Raw genomic sequence first — 24,069 nt, forward strand, 5'->3', positions numbered from 1 at the left:
GGTTATTAGTTTTTTTAATTATGCTGATCAGAACCTGATACTTCCTTAGTAAGCATTCTACAAAGCTTATCAGGGACTGATTTCTGGTAAAATATTTATGTTTACGTACCCAATGGTTTTAAAGCAAATATTTTATTAACAAATAGGAGTGCTAATATCAAAATAATTGTATTTTTAGTTCCGATGGAAAAATGCTTTAAGCCTTTACACATCAATGGATTTAACGAATCTAACTACTGAAAAATGAGAAGAAGACAGTTTATGTCAGGCTCCCTGATTGCGGGCATTGGAAGTTTAAGCCTTGGAGCTTATGGATTTGAAAATGCAGAAACAGCGGGAAAAAGAAAAGAAGGTTTTTTAAGTGCTGATGGAATTAAGTTAAGCCTTGAAAAGCTGCATGACCGATACAAATCAGATCTTTTCGACCATTTTATCCCAAATATGGATAAATGGGTAATTGATCATAAAAATGGTGGCTTTATGTGTTCAGTGGATATTACTAATGGCCGGCAGGTTAACAGTAATAAGTCTGCCTGGTTTGAGGGCAGGGGAATGTGGACCTATTCTTTTCTCTATAATAACCTGGATAAAAATCCAAAATATCTGGAAGCTGCCCGCAAATCAAAAGATTTCATACTCAAGTTACAGCCCAAAGATAATAGTTTCTGGACATCCTCCTTTGACAGGGAAGGAAACCCCTTATCTGGTCCTGGGGATATCTACAGCAGTTTGTTCGTAGCTGAAGGCCTTGCCGAGTTCGCAAAAGCATCCGGTGAAAAACAATATTTCACACTCGCCAAGAAAGTAATTCTGTCATGCCTGGATCGTTATGATAGCCCTGATTATGATTATTATGTTGCTTATTTGAATCCTGACGCACCAAAAATTCCCGCTCCCAGAGTTTTAGGACATTGGATGGTGTTTCTCAGAGCTGCAACACAAATTCTTGAGAACGGGCCGGATGCAGAAATGCAAAAACTGGCTGATCGTTGTCTCGATGCATGTTTGAATCATCACTTAAACCCGGAATACAAACTTTTTAATGAAGTTCTGAATCATGACATGAGCAGACCCGATAATTCATACAAAGATTTTGCCTATACCGGACATGGAATTGAAACCTGCTGGATGCTTCTTTTTGAGGCGGCGCGCAGAAAGGATAAGAAACTGTTCGATCGGATAGCCGAAGTGTTTAAGAGGCATGTTATTGTTGCTCATGATGATGTTTATGGTGGTTATTTCCGGGCATTGGACCATGTGGGAAATAATACCTGGAAGGTAGATAAGGTGCTTTGGCTTCAGGAAGAAGTTCTTATTGGTACCTTGTTTATGACAGAACATACAGGTGATAGCTGGGCGCAGGAATGTTTCAATGAAACTCTGGAATATGTACACCAGAAGTTTGATATACCCGGTAATTTATTTTGGGCTTCAGCCGGCGACAGGTATATGAAAGATTACGCCAGGTTTAGAGCTGAACATTATCATCATCCGCGTCATCTTATGCTCAATCTTTTGGCAGTGAAGAGAATGCTCAATCGCAAAGGCAAGGTTTCAAATTTATTTGACTGATCTAAACAGAACTAAAAAACAAATTGCAGCAGTTTTAATTTATGATGAATAAAGAATATTCAAGAAGAGACTTTTTAAGAAGGAACTCAATTGCAGGATTGGGAATTATTAGTGCAGGGACCCTTGGAGTTTCCTTAATTACAACCGATGCATCTGCCAATGGCATTGAAACTACAGCAGAAATTAGTAAGATTTCAGGTCTTAACCTGAAAAAGCTACGTCAAACCTATATGGAAGCCCTGTTGGGTAAGTTCATTCCCAATATGGATAGCTATGTGGTTGATCATGAACTAGGTGGATTTATGTGTTCTATTGACATTCTTAGCAGGAAACTTATCAATACCAGCAAACGTGCCTGGTTTGAAGGAAGAGGTATCTGGATGTATTCATTTCTCTATAACAATATTGAAAAGAAACCCCGTTATCTTGAAATTGCCACAAAATCGAAAGATTTTATATTAAAATTATTGCCAAAAGATGGTACTTATTATATTTCCTCATTCTCCAAAGAGGGTGTTCCGGTTGGAGATGTTGAGGGAGATATTTATGGAAACCTTTTTGTTGCTGAAGGCTTAGCGGAATATTCAAAGGCTGTTGGTGATAAGCGATATTTTGATCAGGCAAAAGATATTATTTTAAAGGCCGTAGAACGTTACGACCGGCCTGAGTTTACCTATGCCTATAAAGCAGAAAACAGAGTTGCAGGTCCCCGGATTCTGGGCCATTGGATGATATTGCTAAGTCTTTCTACACAAATGCTGCGTCAGTATCCTGATAAGGAGATCAGAGCATTGGCCGACCGTTGTGTGGATGCGATCATGAATCATCATCTAAACCCTGAATTTAAATTGTTAAATGAAGCACTGGCCCACGATCTGAGTCCGCTTACGGATCCGGTGGCTTCACAGTTTGGAGATATCGGTCATGGCTGTGAAACATTGGCTTTCGTAATGAATTATGCAGTGCTTATAAAAGATGCAAACCTGTTCAAAAGAGCCTCGGCGGAGTTTAAAAGGCATGTGGATGTTGCATGGGATGATATCTATGGAGGCCATTTTCATGTTCTTGAAAATGTCAGTACTAATACCTGGACATTGAATAAATTGCGCTGGTTACAGGAAGAGATCCTGATAGGTGCACTGATCCTAATTGAACATACTGGTGATGAATGGGCATTGAACTGTTTTGCCCGTACAGAAGCCTATGTAAGAGAGAAATATGTTCGTCCGGAATATGCTTTTATCATTGATAGTGGTGATCGGAAGATGGCAAAGCATACCAGTGTTCGTGCCGAACATTATCATTATCCCCGTCAGTTAATGGTATCGATTCTTGCTATTGACAGGATATTAAAAAGAGGAGAAAAACCTTCGGGAATCTTTTCATAAAATAAATTTTTCTGGAAATCTGCTTTGCAGATGTGCTGGCTTTAAACAAAATATAATAACCGGAAACGGTAAAGAAACATAACCTAATAATTCTCTGATGAGTAAAAAAGAATATCCTGGTCAGGCATTTTATAATGCTCCTTTCGAAGTAAATACCTTTAATGAGATGCCTTACCGCACTCTGGGTAAATCTGGACTTAAAGTTTCAAATATCGGTCTTGGAACATGGAAAATGGGTTATCCGGAAAGTGGGGATGATTCCCGAATTGATAAAAAAAAATCTTTTGGTATTCTTGACAAGGCCATAGACCTTGGTGTTACTTTTTGGGATACTGCAAACAGATATAATAATGCATCCGGAAATTCTGAACGGATCATAGGGAAGTGGTTTAAAAAACATCCCGACCAGAGGCGCAATGTGGTGCTTGCTACAAAAATGGCAGGCACAATGGACGGTTTGAGCCCGAATCATTGCGGGCTTTCAAGAGGAAATATCATGGAAGCAGTATATGCCAGTCTTGAAAGGCTTCAAACTGATCATATTGACCTTCTCTATTTTCACAGATTTGACGGAACAACCCCTCCTGAAGAAAGTCTATCAGCAATTGAAGATCTGGTAAAACAGGATCTTATACGTTATTTTGCCGTTTCAAATGCTAGTGTTGATATTCTTAAAACCTTTCAGTCTGTTCAGTCTCAAATGACTGTCAGAAGCCGGATTCTTGCTGTTCAAAATCAATTTGATTTGCTCGATGGGGAGGCTGAAGCAGATAAAGGTGTTATGGAATATGCCTCCGAACAGGGTATATCATTCATTGGCTGGAGCCCGATGGCAAGAGGGCTACTCACAAACCGGTATCTTAATCCTGTAAATGCTGGTCCGGGCGATCGTTTATTTGATGAGGGAGACCTGAAAGCGAAGACAAGTCCTGAAAATATGAGTAAACTACATGCACTTGCATCTATTTCAAACGAAATGGGAGTTGAACTCAGTCAGCTTGTTATGGCCTACATGCTGACAATGAAGGGAATGGGTCCAATAATTCCATCTTCCTCCAGTGTTAAACAACTTGAATCAAATGCAGCAGCAGGTAAGCTTATCCTTACTGATAAGCAAATTGCCAGCGTAAAGAAAATTGTAAACTATTAAAGAAATCCGGATGTCAACTTTCAGGTCCATTTTCTCTGCTGTTGCTCTTTCATTTCTGATAGTCCAGAGCGGTATTGCCCAGCCCAAAAATCTCAATCCGGATGTCCGTTCTGCAATGCTTAGTGCCACTAAGTTCATGGTTGAAAAGGCTAGTACCAATGGTGGTTACGTTGCGCACTATTTACCTGATTTTTCCCGTCGTTGGGGGGAACTGGAAGGGTTCAAGACCCAGATATGGGTTCAGGATCCGGGTACGGTAAGTATGGGCAATATTTTTCTTGATGCTTATAACGCAACAGGTGATGAGTATTACTATCAGGCTGCAGAGAAAGTAGCATCGGCACTTATCTGGGGACAGCGGCCCGAGGGGGGATGGAACTACATGATCGACTTTGCCGGCGACCGGTCTTTAAAACAATGGTATAATACAATAGGTAAGAATGCATGGGGTTTTGAAGAGTATTATTACTATTATAATAATACCACTTTCGATGATTCAAATACCTCAGGGCCAGCTAATTTTCTTTTGAGAATCTATCTGCAGAAGATGGACCTTAAATTTAAACCTGCTCTGGATAAAGCAATACAGTTAATTATTGACAGTCAGTATCCCCTTGGTGGATGGCCACAGCGTTATCCATTAAAGAATAACCATCCCAAAAATGGCAAGGATGATTATACATCTTTTTACACTTTTAATGATGAAGTGATTTCCGGAAACATTGATTTTCTTATCCAATGTTATGCAACACTAGGAGAAGAACGTTTTCTGGATCCCATCAGACGGGGTATGAATTTTTACCTGATCACCCAGCAGGGAAATCCCCAGGGCGGATGGGGGCAGCAATACAATATGGACCTTCAGCCGACCTATGCACGTAGTTATGAGCCTGCAGCCTTAATGCCCGGATTTACTTATACTCATGTCTTACTTTTGTTAAAATACTATCAGTTGACTGGCGACAGTAAATTCCTTGCCCGTATCCCGGATGCCATAAAATGGCTTGAAAGCTCTATGCTTCCTCAGGATAAAAGGGAAGGAGGTACACGTACTCATGCCACATTTATTGAAATCGGAACCAATAAAGGTCTTTATGCGCATCGAAAAGGTTCCGGGGTGAGTGATGGTCATTACTGGCATGACTATGATGATAAAAACCTTCTGGCACATTATGGCGGTAAAGCCAATATCAATATTCAGCACCTGAAAGATGAGTATAAAAGAATAAGTTCACTTCCGGTTGAAGAGGCTGTTAAAAACTCGCCTTTAAAGGTCGGAACAGTTGAAGACGGCTCCTTACCCCAAAAACAATTGATATCTGGTTCGGTTAATGGCCCAGTTCCAAATGAAGCGGCCATTAATACGATCATCGGATCTCTGGATCAGGATCGCTGGCTTGTAAAGCACATTCAGATAAGCAGACCTTATTCTGTAACTGCAGATGGTAAAGAAATGAATACAGCCAAATTGAGTGATGAGAATGGAAAAGGTATAGTTGATGCATCAGAACAACAATATATTTCAACGAGAGAATACGAAAAGAATATGAGCTTGCTGATCAAATACCTGAAGCGTTAATAGTCAAAACTCTAAAATTAAAACAGATATATCGAATGATTTTATTTCAGTCCTTTTCGACATTTTTCAGGACCAGGATCAGCAGTTTAAAGCTTGTACTGGCACTGATCATTATTCTGGTATATTCCTGTTCAAAGATCTCCACCACTTTACCTAAGGCTTCGGCTGATAACGGAGGACTATTTTTACCGGATGATTTTGAGGCATTGGTAGTTGTAGATAGTATTGGTAAGGCCAGACATCTTGTTGTGAATGACAATGGAGATATTTATGTAAAGTTGACCTATAACCGGGCTATGAATGGTTCAGGAGGCACAGTAGCTTTACGTGATATCAATAAAGATGGACGGGCAGATTCTATCGTTTATTTTGGTGATTATAAGGATGTAGGCAGCTCTGCTGTAGGTGTGACTATTCACAATGGCTACCTGTATACAAGCACCGTAAATCAGGTGCTTCGAAATAAATTAAGTCCGGGTAAACTGGTTCCTGACAGTAAAACAGAAGTTATTCTTACAGATCTTGATCCTAATGTTGCAAAGAACTGGCATACAACCAAGCCTCTAGCATTCGATAAAAAAGGATTTATGTATGTTCCTTTCGGATCTCCTTCGGACGCCGGTCAAGATATGACCAAATACGGGCCTACCGGAATACCTGGGGGTAAAGGACTGGATCCATCACCAGAACGGATCAATCATGCCGGGATATGGCGATTTGATGCAAATAAAACCGGACAGACACAAAAGGACGGGTATAAATTTGCAACAGGTATCCGTAGTGTGGTAGGTATGGCCTGGAATAATGCTGATGATCATTTGTATGCCGTGATGAATGGTATTGATAATTTCCGAACTATTTATCCCGACCTCTATACGGCATGGCAGGCTGCAGTTCTTCCTTCTGAACCATTGTTGAAAGTTACTGAAGGCTCAGATTTTGGCTGGCCTTATGCTTATTATGATCAGTTACAAAAGAAGAATGTGCTGCAGCCAGGATATGGTGGTGATGGTAAAATCATTGGCAGAGCAGCACACTTTGATGTTCCGGCGATTGGTTTTCCTGGTCACTGGGCACCAATGGATGTCTTGTTCTACCAGGGTGATCAGTTTCCCGAGCGATATAAAAGTGGTGCCTTCGTTGCATTTCATGGTTCTACCGATCGGTCGCCTTACCCACAGGCGGGATATATTATTTGCTTTGTCCCTTTTGAAAATGGCAAACCAAATGGCAAAATGGAGGTTTTTGCTGATGGTTTTACCGGTGTTGATACTGTTGTAAATACAAGCGATGCTGTTTACAGGCCTATGGGACTTTCCACCGGGCCTGATGGTTCTTTATACATTTCAGAATCAAACAAGGGCAAGATCTGGAGGGTTATGTATAAGGGTGATAAACATAGATTCGGACAAGCACAACTTGCAAAGATGGAACTGCGTAAAGAAAGATCTTATATCAAAACACCTGATGTAGTGAAGGATAATCTTCAGAGAGGAGATCGGCTGGCAGGGAGTATTTTATACACAACTTACTGCGCAAATTGTCATCAGAGTAATGGTAAGGGAGATGACAGCAGATTTCCTCCGCTTGCCGGATCTGATTGGGTAACAGGAGATAAGACCAGGCTGATCAATGCTATCCTGAATGGCCTGGAAGGTGAAATTAAGGTAAATGGCCAAACATGGCAGGGTTTAATGCCCGCACATTCCAATATTCTGGATGACCATGCAATTGCATCCATCTCAACTTATTTACGGCAGAGTTTCGGTAATAAAGCCAGTGCAGTAAGTACTCTGGAAGTCAGTAAAATAAGAAGTAAAACAAAGCCTTAACGGATCTTCTTTAAGGCAGGCATATTATATTTATTAGTACATTAGTTTTAACAACATAAATCAATAACAAAATGAAATCAAATATCTTATTAGGCTCTTTGCTCATCCTTGGATTAACGTCCTGTGTAGGGACTGTTTCAACTGAAAATAAACAAGTTAGCACCGAGCGAAAAAACATTATGCCTGAAGGCTATAACCGTGGACTACCGTTCACTCCGGGAATTCTGGTTGATGGTACTCTTTATGTAGCCGGATTCAGTGGTGAAGATCCAAAAACCGGTGTTATTCCTGAAGAATTTGAAACCGAAGTTAAGCAGGCACTGGATAAGATCGGTGTGATCCTGAAGGAAGCCGATATGGATTATAAGGATGTTGTTTCTGTACAGGTTTACCTGACAGATATGGAACTTTTTGAGCGAATGAATGTTGTTTATCGTACCTATTTTAATGAGCCACGTCCAACCCGTTCTATCATGGGTATAAAAAGCCTTATCGGCCCTGCAAGAATTGAGATCACTGTAACTGCACGCAAATAAGCTCTCAGATAATAAATAGAGGTAATTTAAATTACGCCGGACCAAGTAGCAATTGATTAATAATTAAATAGTTTATGAATATAGTAATATCCGATAATCCTGTCGAATTAGGAAAAGTGTCTGCAGTTGCAGCATCAGAGGGAATAATTAATGCAATTAAGGAGAAAGGACAGGCGAATGTTATTCTTGCTACAGGTGCAAGCCAGTTTGAAACTTTAAAGAATCTTGTTGAGGATAAAAATATAGATTGGTCCAAAGTGGTGATGTTTCACCTGGATGAATATATCGGCCTTCCTGAAACAGCACCTGCAAGTTTCAGAAAGTATCTGAAGGAACGTTTTTTAAATCTGGTAAGTCCGCTGAAAGCTAGTTATCTGGTTAATGGTGAAACTGATCCTGAAGGAGAATGTCAGCGTTTAAATCAGATCATCACTGATCACCCGATCGATGTTGCATTAGTTGGAATTGGCGAGAACGGGCACCTGGCTTTTAATGATCCTCCTGCTGATTTTGATACTGATTCACCGTATATTATCGTAAATCTTGATGATAAATGTCGTTTACAACAGTTTAATGAAGGATGGTTTCCTTCTCTGGAAGAAGTTCCAAAGAAGGCAATAAGCATGTCGATCAAACAGATATGCAAATCAAAAATGATTATTTGCTCAGTACCGGATAGCAGAAAGGCTGAGGCTGTTAAAAACACATTGGAGAATAAGGTTAGTAATAATGATCCTGCGAGTATTTTACAGACACATGCTAATTGTTTATTCTTTCTGGATAAGTCTTCTGCATCCTTGCTTTCAAATAATTAGAATAACCATTATATAATGTCATCATGAAACGTAGAGACCTGATCAAATATTTATCTGTAGCACCACTGGCTGGCGGACTTACAGGTGTTCCCTTAAATCCGGCAAATGCTGCAAGCTCCCTTGTTAAAAGGGATCTGATCAAGGAATTAGGACTGAGAACCTTCATAAATGCTTATGGAGTTTACACCACCCATACGGCTTCATTAATGGCCGATGAGGTCCTGGAGGCAATAAATTCGGTTTCAAGAAAATATGTACTGTATAATGACCTGCAGGACAAGGTAGGTGAGAAGATCGCAGCTATGTGCCATGCTGAAGCTGCTATGGTTACTTCCGGTTGCTGGTCGGCATTGGTGTTGGGAACTGCTGGGATCCTCACAGGAATGGATAAGACCAAAGTGGCCAGGTTGCCTGATGTTGCTGATTTTGAACGTAATGAAGTGATCCTGCAGAAAACACATAGCGGTTCTTATGACCATGCCTTAACCAATACTGGAATAAAGCGGGTTTTCGTAGAAACGGTGGAAGAATATGAGAGAGCGATCAATTCTAAAACCGCTATGACCTGGTTCTACAATGAAGCAGCTCCATGGGGTAAAATAGGACATGATGAGTGGCTTTCTATTTCTAAAAAGCATAAAATACCAGCAATGGTTGATATCGCTGCGGATGTTCCTCCCGTTGAAAATCTTTGGAAATTCAATGATATGGGCTATGATGTGGTTTGTGTTTCAGGAGGAAAGGCTATCCGCGGTCCGCAGAGTGCCGGGATTTTGATGGGCAGGAAGGAAATTATTGCAGCTGCTCGTCTGAGTGCTCCTCCGGGAGGAGGCAATATCGGTCGTGGAATGAAGGTCAATAAGGAAGAGGTCTTTGGTATGTATGCCGCATTAGATCGCTTCATTAATCTTGACCAGGGTAAAGAATGGAAAATGTGGGAAGATCGTGCAAATGTTATTTTAAAGGCAGTTACCAAAGTGAAGGGTGTAAAGGCAGAGATCTTTGTTCCGCCAATAGCCAATGTTACTCCTACATTAAGAATATCATGGGACCAGACACTTATAAAGCTTAGTACCAAGGATATGACTCTGAACCTTCGCAATGGTGAACCATCTATTGAAGCTCCCAAAAGCATTAATGATGCCATGATACTTTCTGTATGGATGATGCAGGCCGGGGAGGAAAAGATCGTTGCAAAAAGATTTACCGAAGAATTAATTAAAGCATCTGTATAATATCAATAGTACTGCCATGACCCGTAAAATATCAATCTTTCTTTCCATTCTGATCCTCTTTACTTTCACAGTACAGGCGCAGTTACCTTATCGTTTACTCATAAAGGGGGGACATGTAATAGATGCTAAAAATAATATAAATGAAGTGATGGATATTGCAATACAGGATAATAAGATAGTCCGTGTTGCCAGGAATATTGATACTTTAATGGCTCAGCAGGTCATTGATGCAAGGGGAATGTATGTTACACCCGGTCTGATAGACATTCATGCACATGTTTTTTATGGTTTTGATCCGGATAGTTATCTAAGCGGTGGAACTGTTGCAGTACTGCCTGATCAATCTACATTTCGTTCCGGAGTAACAACAGTTGTTGATGCTGGTGGAGCAGGGTGGAGATCATTTGGAACATTCAAAAAGAATATCATTGATGTTTCAAAAACCAGAGTCCTGTCATTGCTGAATATTGTGGGAGAGGGAATGAGAGGAATTGAGAAGTATGAGCAAAATGTTAGTGATATGGATGCGAAAAGAACTGCTGACACTGCGCTTGCCCATAAAAATGATGTGGTAGGGTTTAAGGTAGCCCATTTTACTGGCTCGGAATGGACCCCGGTTCAGCGAGGCGTGGATGCAGGTAAATTTGCCAATATGCCTGTCATGATCGATCTGAATAGCCTGTATTTTTCAATTGAAGAGCTCTTTACAAAATATCTCCGCCCCGGCGATATTTATACGCACACCTTTATTCAATCATCCCGGGGTGTAGTTGATCCAATCGTAGATCTCAAGACACGCAAGTTTAAGCCATTTGTTCTGGAAGCTCAGAAAAAGGGAATTATATTCGACGTAGGCTTCGGCGGGGGTAGTTTCAACTTCAACCAGGCATTACCTGCTTTAAAGGCAGGGTTTTATCCAAATACTATGGGTACAGACCTGCACCAGGGTAGTGTAAATGGTGCCATGAAGGATCAAATGAATGTTTTATCTATTTTTCTCTCAATGGGAATGAATATCCCTGAACTGATAAAAGCAAGTACATGGACTCCCGCACAGGTTATAAAAAGAGAAGAACTTGGGAACCTCTCTCAAGGCTCAGTAGCAGATATTGCGATCATAAGTATGCGTAACGGAAATTTTGGTTTCAGAGATGTTGCTGGGAATAAATATTACGGTAAGCAGAAATTTGAATGTGAAATGACCATCAGAGATGGGAAGATCGTGTATGATCTGAATGCTATCGCCGGAATACTTCGCCCAGCAAAATAAAATTTTACCTTTTTTAAATAATATTTGGTGTTTTTATTCAAAATAAAAAAATAATAAAATGATTTGCATTTTCGGGTACGTAAACGTAAATTACATCATAAATATAAACGCTTAAAGGAGAGAGGGATATTGAAAAAATAGAATTTCCATAAACCGTTTTAAATTATCCTGCCTGAAAGAATATTCAGAGTTAAAATTGAATACTGATTTTTAATCTTATTGATTTTAATTTAAACAGAGTTTTTTTAATAAGTATTCAATCATAAATACCCATAATTAAACAATTTTGTCGGCAAGCAAAAGTAATACTGGAATAGTTTTGAATAACATTATCATGTTTTAAAAGCTTGTAAAATGGAAAACATTAACCCCGAATTTGAGAATGATGGAATGCTTTTACTCCAGCTGCAACAGGGTAATAGATCCGCTTTTAATGTTTTGTTCAATAAGTATTGGGAACAAACATATTCCAATGCTTACAAACGTTTAGGTGACTCCGAGCAGTCAAAGGATATCGTTCAGGAAATCTTTGCCAGTATCTGGATTAACAGACAAAACCCTATTAATAATTTGCCAGCTTATTTAAGTATATCGGTGAGGAATCAGGTGTTTAAACTTGCTGCAAAAAATAAGAACCTGACTCCTTTTTTTGATTTTCTTGATAATATTCCAGCTCATAATGAGAATGCCGATTCTAATATTTTATGGCAGGAATTTTACAGTTCATATGAAGCTCTGTTATTAAAGCTTCCGCCTAAAAGACAACAAATTTTCAGATTACGTTTTCATGATGACGTGCCAACAAAAACAATTGCCAGTCAGATGCAAATTTCCAGAAAAACCGTTCAAAATCAATTAGGTAAGGCCATTGAGCAATTGAGGATTACTCTATTACCCTGAACATCCAAAGGAATTTTACCTGTGTTTTTTGAAAATTCCAGTCTTCTAATTATTCTGTCCGTTTCTCTGAGTACCCGGAATTTAACATTTATAAGATCTCCGAAAAATATTTTAATATATAATGGGACATTTTTAAATATTAGGGTCTTATTGAAAAGCTTGTACTTGAACTTGTTACATGGACAAAGAATACTTTTTACAGTTATTAAATAAATACCTAAGGCAAGAAGCTTCCGGGGAGGAATGTGAGTTGCTTTTAAGGCATTATAATCTGTTTGATCTGGAGCCTGAAATTTTGAATACTTTAACAAAAGATCAGAAGTCTGAATTAAAGAACGAGATCGATAATAATATCAGGAATATTATTTCTTCTGAGACTAGTAGAGTTAAGGGAAAACGTTCATTTAGACGTAAAATTTGGATCTCAGTTATATCTGTTGCAGCTGTTATGTTTATTGTATTAGCTGGCGACCTGTATTTTATCGATCATAAACACCTTAATGAAAATTCAGTCATTTCGAGATTTTCCAGTGTCAGAGAGAACCGATTAATTCAATTGCCTGATGGGAGTACAGTGATTGTAAGCCATGGCAGCAAACTAAATTACCCTTCCAGTTTTGATGGCTTGTCAAACAGGGAAGTTTATTTGGATGGTCAGGCATATTTTGACGTGAAGCACAATTCTTTAAAACCTTTTATCATTCACACGGGTAAGTTGAAAACAACTGTTCTTGGAACTGCATTTGAAATTAATGCATGGTCAGACGAACCTGATGTCAGAGTTACTGTAAGCAGAGGTAAAGTGAAAGTTGAAGATCAAAATAACAGGACCATAAGTGTTATTACTCCTAATCAGCAAATTACCTATGACAAGACCAATGAAAATATTATTCAAAAGGTAGTTAACGTGTCTGAATATCTTGAATGGAAGGACCATGATCTTTTATTGAGTAATGTAACTATTTCTGAAGCGGCAGAGCTTTTGGAGAAACGTTTCCAGGTTAAAATACTGATCTCTGATGAGCAGATCAAATCAAAGCGTTTTACTACAACCGTTTTGAAAGGAGAAAGGATTGAGCAAATATTGAACAGTATTGCAGAATTTAATGATGCAAAATTCACATATGATGTGGAAAAATCGGAAGTCTTAATTAGCTCAAAGTAGCTTATATTTAATAGGATACAATAAACTTTTAATAAATTAATAAAAAGCCTATGTATAAAGAATTACCACCATAAAAAACCCTCTGAATTTCTGTTGGTTCAGATATTTCAGAGGGGAAGTTGTTTTTCGACTGCTATCGGAAAACAATAGTGTTTTAAATCCTGCCTGATAATCTATCAGGCAATTTGATAACTTTTTAAAACGAGGTAAAACTATGATTTTTTTTACACTTAATGCTGAACATCAGCAAAAGAACCTGTTAGGATATAATCTCAGGTTATTTTTTGAAAAAACATTTCTACTAATTATGCAGCTAAGACTGGCACTTTTTATTGTTTTAACTACATCCATCCAGCTATTTTCTGCCCCGCCGGTAAAAAGTCAGGCTATGGATGAAGTTGAAATCAGACTGGAGCTCAAAAATGAGTCTTTGTTAAATGCGTTTCAAAAAATTGAAAAGCAAAGCCCTTTTCATTTCATGTATCGCTATGCCGATGTAAAGGATATTGATAAACTGGAAATACCCTCTTCAAAAAAGTCGGTGGCTGCATTTTTACAGGAAATGCTGGCTAATACATCTCTTGACTTCAAACAGGTGAATAATCGGATCATGATCATCAGTTCGGAAAAGAAGAACCTGGATCCCAGCCCTCTGATTCTGAATGATAAATTAATCCGTGAACTTGATATTGTAGTACGCGGACAGGTGAAAGATCAAAAGGGAGAGACCCTTCCTGGTGTAAGCGTAAAGGTTAAAGGAAGTGAAATCGGAGCATCCACAGATATTGATGGTCGTTATTCATTGAATGTTCCTGATAATGCTACACTTGTTTTTACTTACATTGGATATAATACCAAAGAGGTTGTAGTTAATAATCAAACAACGTTAAATGTTACCCTTGATCCATCCTCCACATCGCTAACAGAGGTTGTGGTTACGGCTTTGGGTATTAAGAGAGAAGCAAAATCTCTGACTTATGCAACTCAGGGTGTAAGTGCAAAAGAACTTACAGAAACACGTACTTTGAATGTGGTGAATGCCTTGCAGGGTAAAGTAGCAGGTATGACCATTGAAACAGCTGGTACAGGTTTAGGTGGTGCAGCTCGTGTAGTTCTTAGAGGAAACCGTTCAATTTCCGGAAACAGTGGACCACTTTATGTTGTAGATGGTGTTCCTATGAGTACTGCGATAGCTAATTTTAGTCCGGATAATATCGAATCGATTAACGTATTGAAAGGTCCAAACGCTGCGGCTTTGTATGGTAGTGCTGCTCAGAATGGTGTTATCATTATTGAAACCAAGAAAGGTAAAGAGGGACAGGTTCAAATTAGTGTAAATGAAACCTTCCAGACAGGAAGACCTCTTCATTATTTCGAGCCACAGAGTGAGTATGGGCAAGGTGTTACAGGAGTTTATAATGCAACATCTGAAGAATCCTGGGGTCCAAAAATGACCGGTCAAATGGTCAATCACTGGTCAGCTGCACCGGGTAAAGCTGGAACTCAGGTTGCTTTTTCTCCTCAGCCCAATAATTATAAAGATGCTTTCCAGAACTCAACCTACATTACTCATAACGTAAATGCAACAGCAGGTTCTGCAACTACACAAACTGCTTTTTCTTATACCAGGGAAGATGCAAAGGGATTGATGCAGAATAATGAATTAAGAAGGGATAATGCATCTGTCAGAGTGACCAGCAAGTTGAAAAAATGGCTTTCGCTCGATACCAAATTAAATTATATCCGGAACGAAATAGATAATCAAAACGGAACCGGTGATAATGCGGCCAATAATCCTTACATGAATATTTACCGTATGCCACGTAATATTTTAATTAGTGATTTGAGACAATTTGAATATACCGATGCGTCAGGTGCTAACAAGCAAAATTACTGGAATCCGGGATCTACAATTGGGAGGAACCCATTCTGGATCATGAACCGTGTTGTTAATTTTGAAACAACAGATCGCATAATTGCCTTGGGTTCATTGACAATTGATTTTACTGATAAGTTAAAATTAATGGCCAGGACATCCTTTGATGGCGGATCCAGCACTACTGAGAGAAAGGCCTGGATTGATTCTTATGGAGGTGGTCAGGATAATTTCGGTAGTTATAGTGCCAGTATTTCAGGCCCGGGTCAAATCTGGAACCATGATGCACTCTTGTCTTACAATAGCAACATAACGAAAAATCTAAATGTTTCAGCCCTGGTTGGTGGTACATTAAGAAAAACAGATGGTTCAGGAAGTATTAGTGCAAGTACACAACAAGGACTTATTATTCCTAACTTCTTTTCATTTGGTAATACTGCCCTTACACAGGGTGCATTTAATCCAAGTACAAGACAAGAACTACAATCTCTTTACTTTTCAGGTAATTTTGGATGGAAGAATTATCTTTATCTTGATGTTACCGGTCGTAATGACTGGAGTTCAACTCTTCCAGCAAATAGCCGATCATATTTTTACCCATCTGTAGGTATTTCCTCGATTCTTACAGATATGATCCCGGGGCTTCCTGATGTAATTTCATATGCAAAGCTGAGAGCTTCTTACGCAAAAGTAGGTAGCAGTGCTTCTCCTTATCAGTTAAGCAGATCTGCTTCCTTTTCCGGAACAGGAGGAAACTACGGTTTCATAACTTTAGGTGCTATTTTGCCAAATGCAAATCTTAAACCTGAAACAACCGAGGGCTATGAGATTGGACTTGATACCCGCTTATTTGACGGTCGTTTAGGACTTGATATCACAGCTTACAAAACGAATACTTTTGACCAGTTGTTTACGGTTAGTTTACCATCAGGTTCAGGTGCTGCTTCATTTTTTACCAATGGGGGAGATGTTCAGAATACAGGTATTGAACTTGTTCTATCCGCTACACCAGTCCGGAATGCGAATGGCTTAACCTGGGATATCAGCAGTAATTTTGGAAAAAATAAAAACTGGGTTAATAAGATATCTGATGATCGTCCAAGTATTATTGTTGGCGGTGATCCATATATGTCTGATTTCGTTGTGGCTCAGGGACAGGAATTTGGTAATATTTATACCAGAGGATGGGCAAGAAATGCTCAGGGTAATGTAATTGTTGGTGCTAATGGTATGCCAACCCTGACTGCGGGAAGATCCGTATTAGCTGCAAATTTTAACCCTGACTGGATGGGTGCCATTACAAATAATTTTTCTTATAAGAATTTTAATTTTGCTTTCCTGATCGAGCACAGACAGGGTGGTAGCATGGTCTCCATAACAGACGGACTTTTATATGGAGAAGGAATTAACAAGGAAACGCTTGCTGGAAGAGATGGAGGATTAGTGTTCGGAGAGAATTTATTTCCAAATGAAACAGGTGTTCTTGCTTCTGGTGCGCCAAATACCACTGCTATAACTTCACAAACATTTTGGAGAACAATAGGTGGAAGAAATGCTCCGATTGGTGAAGCATTTATTGTAAGTGCCACTAATACCAGGGTCAGAGAAGCGACACTTGGTTATACTTTCCCTAAATCAATGTTGAGTAAAGTCGGATTTATCTCGGGTGTTAAGTTATCATTAGTTGGAAGGAATCTGTTCTTTTTAAAGAGAACAGGTAACTGGGATCCGGAAATTCTTTCGGGAGCAGGTACAGCATCAGCAGGTTTTCAAACCTATGTTCCACCAACTGAAAGAACATTTGGTTTAAACCTCAAGGTAGATTTTTAAGAAAATTTTAGAATTAATAATATTTAATTAGATATAATATTAATATCATGAAAATAACATATTATATAAAGAGTAGTGTTGCTATGCTGGTAATCCTGCTTATGTTGGGCACTGTTTCGTGCACTGACCGATTCGATGATCTCAACACACCCAGAGCACAGCTTACAGTAGAGCAGATGGATGCGAGTATGGTTGGATTTGCATTTGCTGAAGCTCAGCATTTTGGTATGCGTGCCTGGTATCAGGGGAACAATCTTTTCGCTGGTGAGTACTCTCAGTTTCATGCTACAATACATCCTAACTTTGCATCTTCCAATTATAACGGTCCGGGTAGCTGGTCAAACTTGCTAATGGAAGGGTTTTATTCGAACACTGCTTATGGAGCTGCAGCGAATCAACTTGATTTAGTACTTAAAAATACTGCTGCAAATAACCTGAAGCCCGAGAATGCACTCGCAAAGATCTGGAAAGTTGCATTATATCACCGTCAGACTGATTATTGGGGACCAATTATCTATTCCAATTTTGGTAATGGTAAAACCAGTGTTGCTTTTGATTCACAGAAGGACATATATTTTGATTTCTTCAAGATATTAGACGAGGCAGCAGCAGACCTGAGAGCAGCAAATCCGGCGACCAAAATTTTCGCTATAAGCACTGGGTCCCATGATCTTGTTTACGATGGAAATGTGTTAAAGAATCTTAAGTTTCTTAACTCTTTACGTCTGAGGCTTGCTATACGGATATCTTATATTGAACCTGCAAAAGCAAAGCAAGAGGCTGAAAAAGCTGCAGCTGCTCCTGAGGGTTTTATCGTAAATAATGCGGATAATGCGCTTTCAAAGGTTAAAATAGACGGTACAAACGTAAATAAACTAAGTACAATTACTTATATCAGTGAATTTGTACTTAGCTCTACTGTTGCTAGTCTTATGAATGGATATGAGGATCCCAGAATTCCGGTTTATACTCAACCTTGCTGCGGACGTTTAACTCCCGCCAGTGCTGTTTTTGGGGGTTTGGTAGGATTTAGGAATGGTAACCCATCATCTCAAAGGGGTACCAACCTTGATTTACAATATTCATATGTTGGAAAAAGATGGTTGCCTATAAATAACGGAGGAACCAATGAGCCCGATCATATTATGGAAGCTGCAGAAGTGTTTTTCCTGAGGGCTGAAGGAGCTCTGAGAGGATGGAATATGGGTGGAACAGCACAGCAGTTTTATAATGAAGGAATCAGAGCATCCATTAAGTTCAGGACAACTGCTTCAGATGCGGTAGTTGATGCATACATTAACAGCACTAAAAAGCCTGCAAAACCATTGGATAGATTTGGTAATCCTGACGTAAGAAACAGTCCGCCGGTTTCTGATATCCCGGTACTTTATGAGACAGCAGGTAGCTTTGAGAGACAATTAGAGCAGATCATCACTCAGAAATGGCTTGCGCTGTTTCCTATGAACGACACAGAAGCCTGGGCTGAACGCCGTAGAACTGGTTATCCCAGAGGTTATGCCATTATTGAGTCTGCAAATCCAGTTCTAACTAGGACTCAGCTGGCAAGAAGATTGATCTATCCGCCAAACTCTTATTCAACTAATAAAGTAGCAACAGAGGCCGCTTTGGCACTATTGGGTGGCCCGGATACTTATGCAACCAGGGTTTGGTGGGATGCTAAACCTTTGGCATCTTATCCAATTCCGGTTGATTAATTTATAAATGTGTTTATAAATGACATCGTTTTTTCAATGAATAATTTATTTACACACGGTAATTCAAAGCACGTAACAATGAGAAAAGTAGTATTTCTTTTTCTTATTGTTATGTGCTTCACCGTAATTTCCGTCTCCGCACAGATCGTCAGTAATGGCCAATCAAATTTCAAGAGGCTTAGCGGAGCCACTGTTGTCGCTGATCAAAAAAACAATCCTGATTTTCGGGTAAAAGAAATTGAACTTGATGCCGCCAGTATTGAAAGTCAGGCACAATTGATCAAACTTCAATTTGATAATAATAAAAAAATAATCAGACTTCAGGACACTGAACTCATTGAGGATGATGCTCCTGCTGCCGGTCTTCCTGAGGGCTATAAAACGTATACCAAAGGCCCTGTTGAGTGGGTGGAAGATTTAAAGAAAGGAATCATCATAAAAAAGATCCTGGAGATTGAAAATCCTGCTGCAACTTCTGCCAGACTTGTGTTCAAGGGTATGGAGGTTAAGGGAAACAGAGAACCGCTTCATTTATCTTTGAATGGTGAAAAGTTCATCAGACCTGCTTCGATCATTGCCTATCCTCAGGCAAGGCAATATATCGATATGGCAGGATTAGACCGATGGTTTTATGTAGATGTTCCTGTTGAAAAGCTCCGGAAAGGGAAAAATGAGATCCTCATGTGGACTGAGAGCGATTCAACTTCCTGGAGGATACTTATTGCTCACATTAATGAATTTAAACGTGGTTCACTAACCCGTACAAGTCCGAATCGTTCATTGAAAAGCAGTGACGGGGGAAAGAGCTGGACTGATACGCGACTTGGTGCTATGGATTTGATTGACGGTGAATATTCAATTCGATTAAGCATCGATCGTTTTCTGTCTTCAGGTGAATATGTTTCACCTTTAATTGACCCGGTAAACGGAGATAATCCATTAAAACGAAGTTCTGCTAATCTGAAAATGACTTTATGGCCTGATTTTGAAGAGCCATCCCAAACCCTGGCTAAAGCTTTCATTCGTTTTGGATCAAGTCCTGTTATCGGAGATCAGTCCTGGACAGCCTGGCAGCCATTGGAAAGAGGACGAGAGTATTCTCTTGCCGATAAGCACTATATGCAATGGAAGGCTGAACTTTCAACAAGCGACCCCCTCAAGACACCCCTGATCAGAAGGTTTCGTTTTACAGCAACATGGGAAGACCAATCATTGAATAAAGGGACAGGGTTGCAGGCCCAGGTAATCAACAACGGAAAAATTGTGGAGCCTTCTTATCCTTTTTCATACGAGAATTTAAACCATCTGGACCTGAAAAAGTACAGAGAAGATCATCAGCTGGATAAGATCGTTAAAGGTGCTGATTCAGAATTCGAAGTGATGATGCGTTTACTTAACTGGGCCTACAGGGTACCGCTCACAAGCGATGCCTATTCCTGGAATTGGAATAACGTAACAGTAAGTCCGGTAATTGCAGAAGGTACAGGAATGCCGCAGCTTAACGGACCTTTTTTTAAGGGCAGGCGAATGATTGAAATGTGTCTTTATCCTAACCAGGCTTTAATTGGGGCTCTGCTTTCAATGGGATATCAGGCAAGGCATATTAATATTCATAGTGAAGGAGAAAGCGGACATGAAGTGACAGAAGTTTGGTCTAACCAGCTGAATAAGTGGATATACATGGATTCTACACGTGATTACTATTACTTTAATCCCGAAACTGGTATACCCTTCAATCTGCTTGAAATTCACAATCTTCTGGCTGAACAGATGCCTCGTGTCGAAACATGGAAACGTCCTTTTGCACCTGAAATGGGAGAGGAGCTTGTATCCAAATTAAAAGTTGCACAGCGTCAGGGCAATAACCCATTTTCTATTCAAAAGGGTGGAGGAACACACATTCTGGAAATCATGGGACATTTTCGAATAATACCCCGAAATGATTTCCTTTCAAATCCTTTACCTGTTCCGGTTCATACCGGTGATACCATGTGGGGATGGGATGGATTTTTAAACTGGTACGATGATGTTTTCCCTAAACGTGACGAATATCAGCGATATACAAATCGTGCAAGTGATTTTTATCAGCCGCTAAATCAAGCTAAAGTATACCTTAACGAAACCCGGAAGCCCGGAGTTCTAAAGGTAGAAGTTGATACTTTCACTCCCGGTGGATTTGATAGTTTTCTTGTAGCAGTAAATAATGGTGAGTGGTTAAGAAGGGACCAAAGATCATGGGATTGGGGACTTCAGAGTGGTCTGAATTCCATTAAGGTACGTGCAAAAAATACAAGAGGAATATTAGGTCCTATAAGTGAATTACAGGTTGCTTATAACCCCTGATCAATAAAAGAAAATAGCCATTCAGCGGTGTTCTAAAATGTAAAACAGGATGGCTTTTTTTAAACTTAAATAGTTAAAATGCCAGTGATTTTGTCAATTGTGGGATATTTTTTTAAATGAAGGAACAAGGAATTTCCAGAGGTAAATTTATAGGTCTGGCGGGTGGAATTACCTTATTAACATTCAGTGGACCCTGGGCTAAAGCCCTGGAAGTGTCGGGTATTGATCTGGTTTCCACTCCACAGTTAAGGCTGTACTACACGATCCGTTTACTTAAAAAACTTGTTACTGATATTGGACCACGGCCAAGTGGAAGCAGAGCATACGCCAAAGGTGCAAAGATCATACTGCAGGAAATGAAGCGTTCCTTGTCGGATGTTAATTATGATATCTATGATTTCGATTATTGGGAACTCCTGAATAGCTCTGATCTGATTATAGGAGGCCAGCATATTGAAGCAGTCTGCCAAAAGAAAGGCTTGGGTACACCGAATGAAGGTATAAGAGGTGTATTTATACAAAACAGTAAGGGTTTTGCAATTATTGATGAACTCAGTTCTGAGACCCTGGCCATTTTTTCTATTAATCAATATGGCAAAGCAATTGCGGGATCCCCATACATGGAGTTATCAAAACCAGTCCCGGTTTTTGGCTTAGGAAAGCAGGATATACCATTGCTTGAACGGAGCGCCCAAAATAAACTGATGGCATTTATTAGTGCTGATGTTCGAACTTCAAAAAGTAAAGGAATAAATGTTATTGGCAGGATACCAGGTAAAAGCAAAAATGAGATCCTGATAATTTCACATGCAGATACCATCTTCAATACCCCCGGAGCAAATGATAATACCTCATCTGTAATTGTGATGTTAATGCTTGTTCATGCAGCTGCGGTAAGGCAAAATAATCATACACTCACATTTGTAGCTTCTGACTCTGAAGAATATAACTACGAAGGAGCATACAATTATGCCGAAGATCGGATTGCCGATAATACGCTTAAGAACATACGCTATGTTCTCAATTTTGATTCCCTTACCTATGGGCCTAATTTATGGATATCTTCCAAAGATCAGGGTGTAAAAGATTTGATCCGTGAAATTCATAAAGACCTGAATATTGATACAAAGCCCATTTTTGATGAAGGTGATGGTTATGTAATGGATTCATTGCCTTTCAGAGCATCAGGAGCTAAAGCATTGCATGCGAATAGCAGAGGATATGATGAAAAGACCTTGCCCGTTTACCATCGCCCTGACGATACCGCAGATAAAGTGCCGCTGGATTGTGTGGAAATTAGTTTTCTGGTGTTTGATGAGTTCATCAGAAGGATCGATAAAGAATAAATACTACTAGTTAATAAGCTTAAATACAATACACTATAATAATTATACTATGTTTTTAAAATTTAAAAAGAAGATCGCCGTATTGAGTGTGATCATGTTATCAGCGGGAATGGCGAATGCTCAATCTAAATCAGGCTGGTACACTGAAGGTAAGGATTATGCCCCTACAAGGCGTATAAAGATCAATGTTACCAACCCCCTGGCTATCCCTGTTAAAGGTGCTCCTGTTGTAGTTCAGCGTAAAAGTCTTCCTTTTCAGAATATTCCGGAGAGATGGATTGGAGTTGTTGACCCTTCTCTACCCTCAGATCCTGAACCAACAGCTGAGGAATTGAAGAAGAATAGCGGTTACGTAAGAAGAAAAGAAACCAATGGTCATTATGTGGAGCTTCAGGTTGATGATAAAGATAAAGATGGTATCTGGGATGAAATATTCTTTATGACGGATCTTAAAGCCAGAGAATCAAGAGATTTCTACATCTATATAGATCATTATGAGCGTGGTATGTATGAGCATGAGGTTCACGCTGCCATTGCAAATTATGGCCGTCATACGGTTCCATTATGGGAGTCAAAAGATATGGGATGGAAACTATGGTATCCTCATGATGTGGATCTTCATGGAAAAAGAGCCCCTATGCTCACAGCTTATTATGAATATTCTACTAATAAGTCGGGATACTATATGCCATGGGAAATGGGAACTGATATCATGACAGTTGCTACTACTTTTGGTGCCGGTGGGATGGCTGTGTTTGAAAATCCAAACGATATGGAAAACCCTTCACGTGCCTATCATTCTCCATTTAAGAATAAGGGCCCCTTTGATGATACCCGTTATACATTTGATGTTGTTTATAACGGACCACTGCGCAGTATGATCAAAGTGACTACCACCAACTGGAATTCAGGAAAGGGGTTCTATGAGCTGGATCAATATTATACCGCCATGGCCGGTAAAAGCTGGAGCATCGTGGAAACTAAATTCAATAAATTCCTTCCTCCGAATGCCGATGTTAATTTTGGAGCCGGGATCAGAAAGATCATGAATGAATATACTTCCGTAAATAAAAAGGGAATAGCCATATCAATGGGTAAAGATGTGGAAGCCAGGATACCAGATGAAGATATAGGTGAAGAAGTTTTAAGAGTGCCATGGCAGGGGATCGGTTTGGTTGTAAGGGATAAATATAAGCCCGAATACAAATCGATCAAGAATTTTGGTGGGAACCATGTGTTTAAAATGCCTGTAACCGCTGATCTTTCTTATGAATACATGATTTTAGGTGCATGGAGCTTTGGGGAAGTAAATAACAATGAAAAGGATTTTGTTAAATATGTTGAGGATGAAAGTGTAAAATATAATAATCCTCCTGTCATTAAGGTTAGTGAATTTGAAACAAAGGCAAAGTAATTAAATATGAGGCTGTCTCAAAAGGACAGCCTCTTTTTTATGGAATAAATATACAAGTTAATTTGCATAATATATTGATAATCAGTATATTGATGTATGAAAA

The 24,069-nt window shown here is 39.4% G+C and carries 16 protein-coding genes; all 16 read left to right on the forward strand.

Annotation, left to right across the window (positions count from 1 at the left end):
* The first annotated feature begins 243 nt into the window (after positions 1-243).
* The gene (locus tag BLR27_RS16595; protein WP_090706754.1) at positions 244-1,572 is read left to right on the forward strand and encodes an AGE family epimerase/isomerase; all 1,329 of its coding nucleotides are present in this window, start codon (positions 244-246) and stop codon (positions 1,570-1,572) included.
* Between the two features lie 41 nt (positions 1,573-1,613).
* Entirely contained in the window at positions 1,614-2,960 is a 1,347-nt protein-coding gene (locus BLR27_RS16600; RefSeq protein ID WP_090706755.1) for an AGE family epimerase/isomerase, read from the forward strand.
* Positions 2,961-3,057: 97 nt separating this feature from the next.
* Positions 3,058-4,110 carry an aldo/keto reductase gene (locus tag BLR27_RS16605; RefSeq protein WP_090706757.1) on the forward strand — a complete coding sequence of 351 codons (1,053 nt, stop codon included), beginning with the start codon at positions 3,058-3,060 and terminating at the stop codon, positions 4,108-4,110.
* 10 nt (positions 4,111-4,120) lie between these two features.
* Positions 4,121-5,689 (forward strand): pectate lyase, encoded by a 1,569-nt coding sequence (locus BLR27_RS16610; protein ID WP_090706759.1) that lies wholly within the window; start codon positions 4,121-4,123, stop codon positions 5,687-5,689.
* Between the two features lie 35 nt (positions 5,690-5,724).
* Complete coding sequence (locus tag BLR27_RS16615; RefSeq protein WP_090706761.1) at positions 5,725-7,521, forward strand: c-type cytochrome; 1,797 nt, start codon at positions 5,725-5,727, stop codon at positions 7,519-7,521.
* Between the two features lie 71 nt (positions 7,522-7,592).
* Entirely contained in the window at positions 7,593-8,057 is a 465-nt protein-coding gene (locus BLR27_RS16620) for a RidA family protein (RefSeq protein WP_090706763.1), read from the forward strand.
* Between the two features lie 74 nt (positions 8,058-8,131).
* Complete coding sequence (locus BLR27_RS16625; RefSeq protein WP_090706764.1) at positions 8,132-8,872, forward strand: glucosamine-6-phosphate deaminase; 741 nt, start codon at positions 8,132-8,134, stop codon at positions 8,870-8,872.
* 23 nt (positions 8,873-8,895) lie between these two features.
* Positions 8,896-10,107 (forward strand): PLP-dependent transferase, encoded by a 1,212-nt coding sequence (locus tag BLR27_RS16630; RefSeq protein ID WP_221406369.1) that lies wholly within the window; start codon positions 8,896-8,898, stop codon positions 10,105-10,107.
* Positions 10,108-10,123: 16 nt separating this feature from the next.
* On the forward strand, positions 10,124-11,377 hold the full coding sequence (locus BLR27_RS16635; protein ID WP_090706768.1) for an amidohydrolase/deacetylase family metallohydrolase: 1,254 nt from the start codon (positions 10,124-10,126) through the stop codon (positions 11,375-11,377).
* A gap of 354 nt (positions 11,378-11,731) precedes the next feature.
* The gene (locus tag BLR27_RS16640) at positions 11,732-12,277 is read left to right on the forward strand and encodes an RNA polymerase sigma factor (protein WP_090706770.1); all 546 of its coding nucleotides are present in this window, start codon (positions 11,732-11,734) and stop codon (positions 12,275-12,277) included.
* Between the two features lie 178 nt (positions 12,278-12,455).
* Positions 12,456-13,442 carry a FecR family protein gene (locus BLR27_RS16645; RefSeq protein ID WP_090706771.1) on the forward strand — a complete coding sequence of 329 codons (987 nt, stop codon included), beginning with the start codon at positions 12,456-12,458 and terminating at the stop codon, positions 13,440-13,442.
* Between the two features lie 214 nt (positions 13,443-13,656).
* Positions 13,657-17,148: a SusC/RagA family TonB-linked outer membrane protein gene (locus BLR27_RS16650; protein ID WP_090706773.1), complete on the forward strand. Its 3,492-nt coding sequence runs from the start codon at positions 13,657-13,659 to the stop codon at positions 17,146-17,148.
* 47 nt (positions 17,149-17,195) lie between these two features.
* A complete protein-coding gene (locus BLR27_RS16655) occupies positions 17,196-18,863 on the forward strand; it encodes a SusD/RagB family nutrient-binding outer membrane lipoprotein (protein ID WP_090706774.1) in 1,668 nt (555 codons plus the stop codon).
* 78 nt (positions 18,864-18,941) lie between these two features.
* Positions 18,942-21,206 (forward strand): hypothetical protein, encoded by a 2,265-nt coding sequence (locus BLR27_RS16660; RefSeq protein WP_090706776.1) that lies wholly within the window; start codon positions 18,942-18,944, stop codon positions 21,204-21,206.
* Between the two features lie 116 nt (positions 21,207-21,322).
* The gene (locus BLR27_RS16665) at positions 21,323-22,552 is read left to right on the forward strand and encodes a M28 family peptidase (RefSeq protein ID WP_090706777.1); all 1,230 of its coding nucleotides are present in this window, start codon (positions 21,323-21,325) and stop codon (positions 22,550-22,552) included.
* A gap of 49 nt (positions 22,553-22,601) precedes the next feature.
* Positions 22,602-23,966, forward strand: coding sequence for a DUF4861 family protein (locus tag BLR27_RS16670; RefSeq protein ID WP_090706779.1), 1,365 nt, complete (start codon positions 22,602-22,604; stop codon positions 23,964-23,966).
* Positions 23,967-24,069 lie beyond the last annotated feature (103 nt).

The organism is Daejeonella rubra, from assembly GCF_900103545.1.
Taxonomy (GTDB): Bacteria; Bacteroidota; Bacteroidia; order Sphingobacteriales; family Sphingobacteriaceae; genus Daejeonella; species Daejeonella rubra.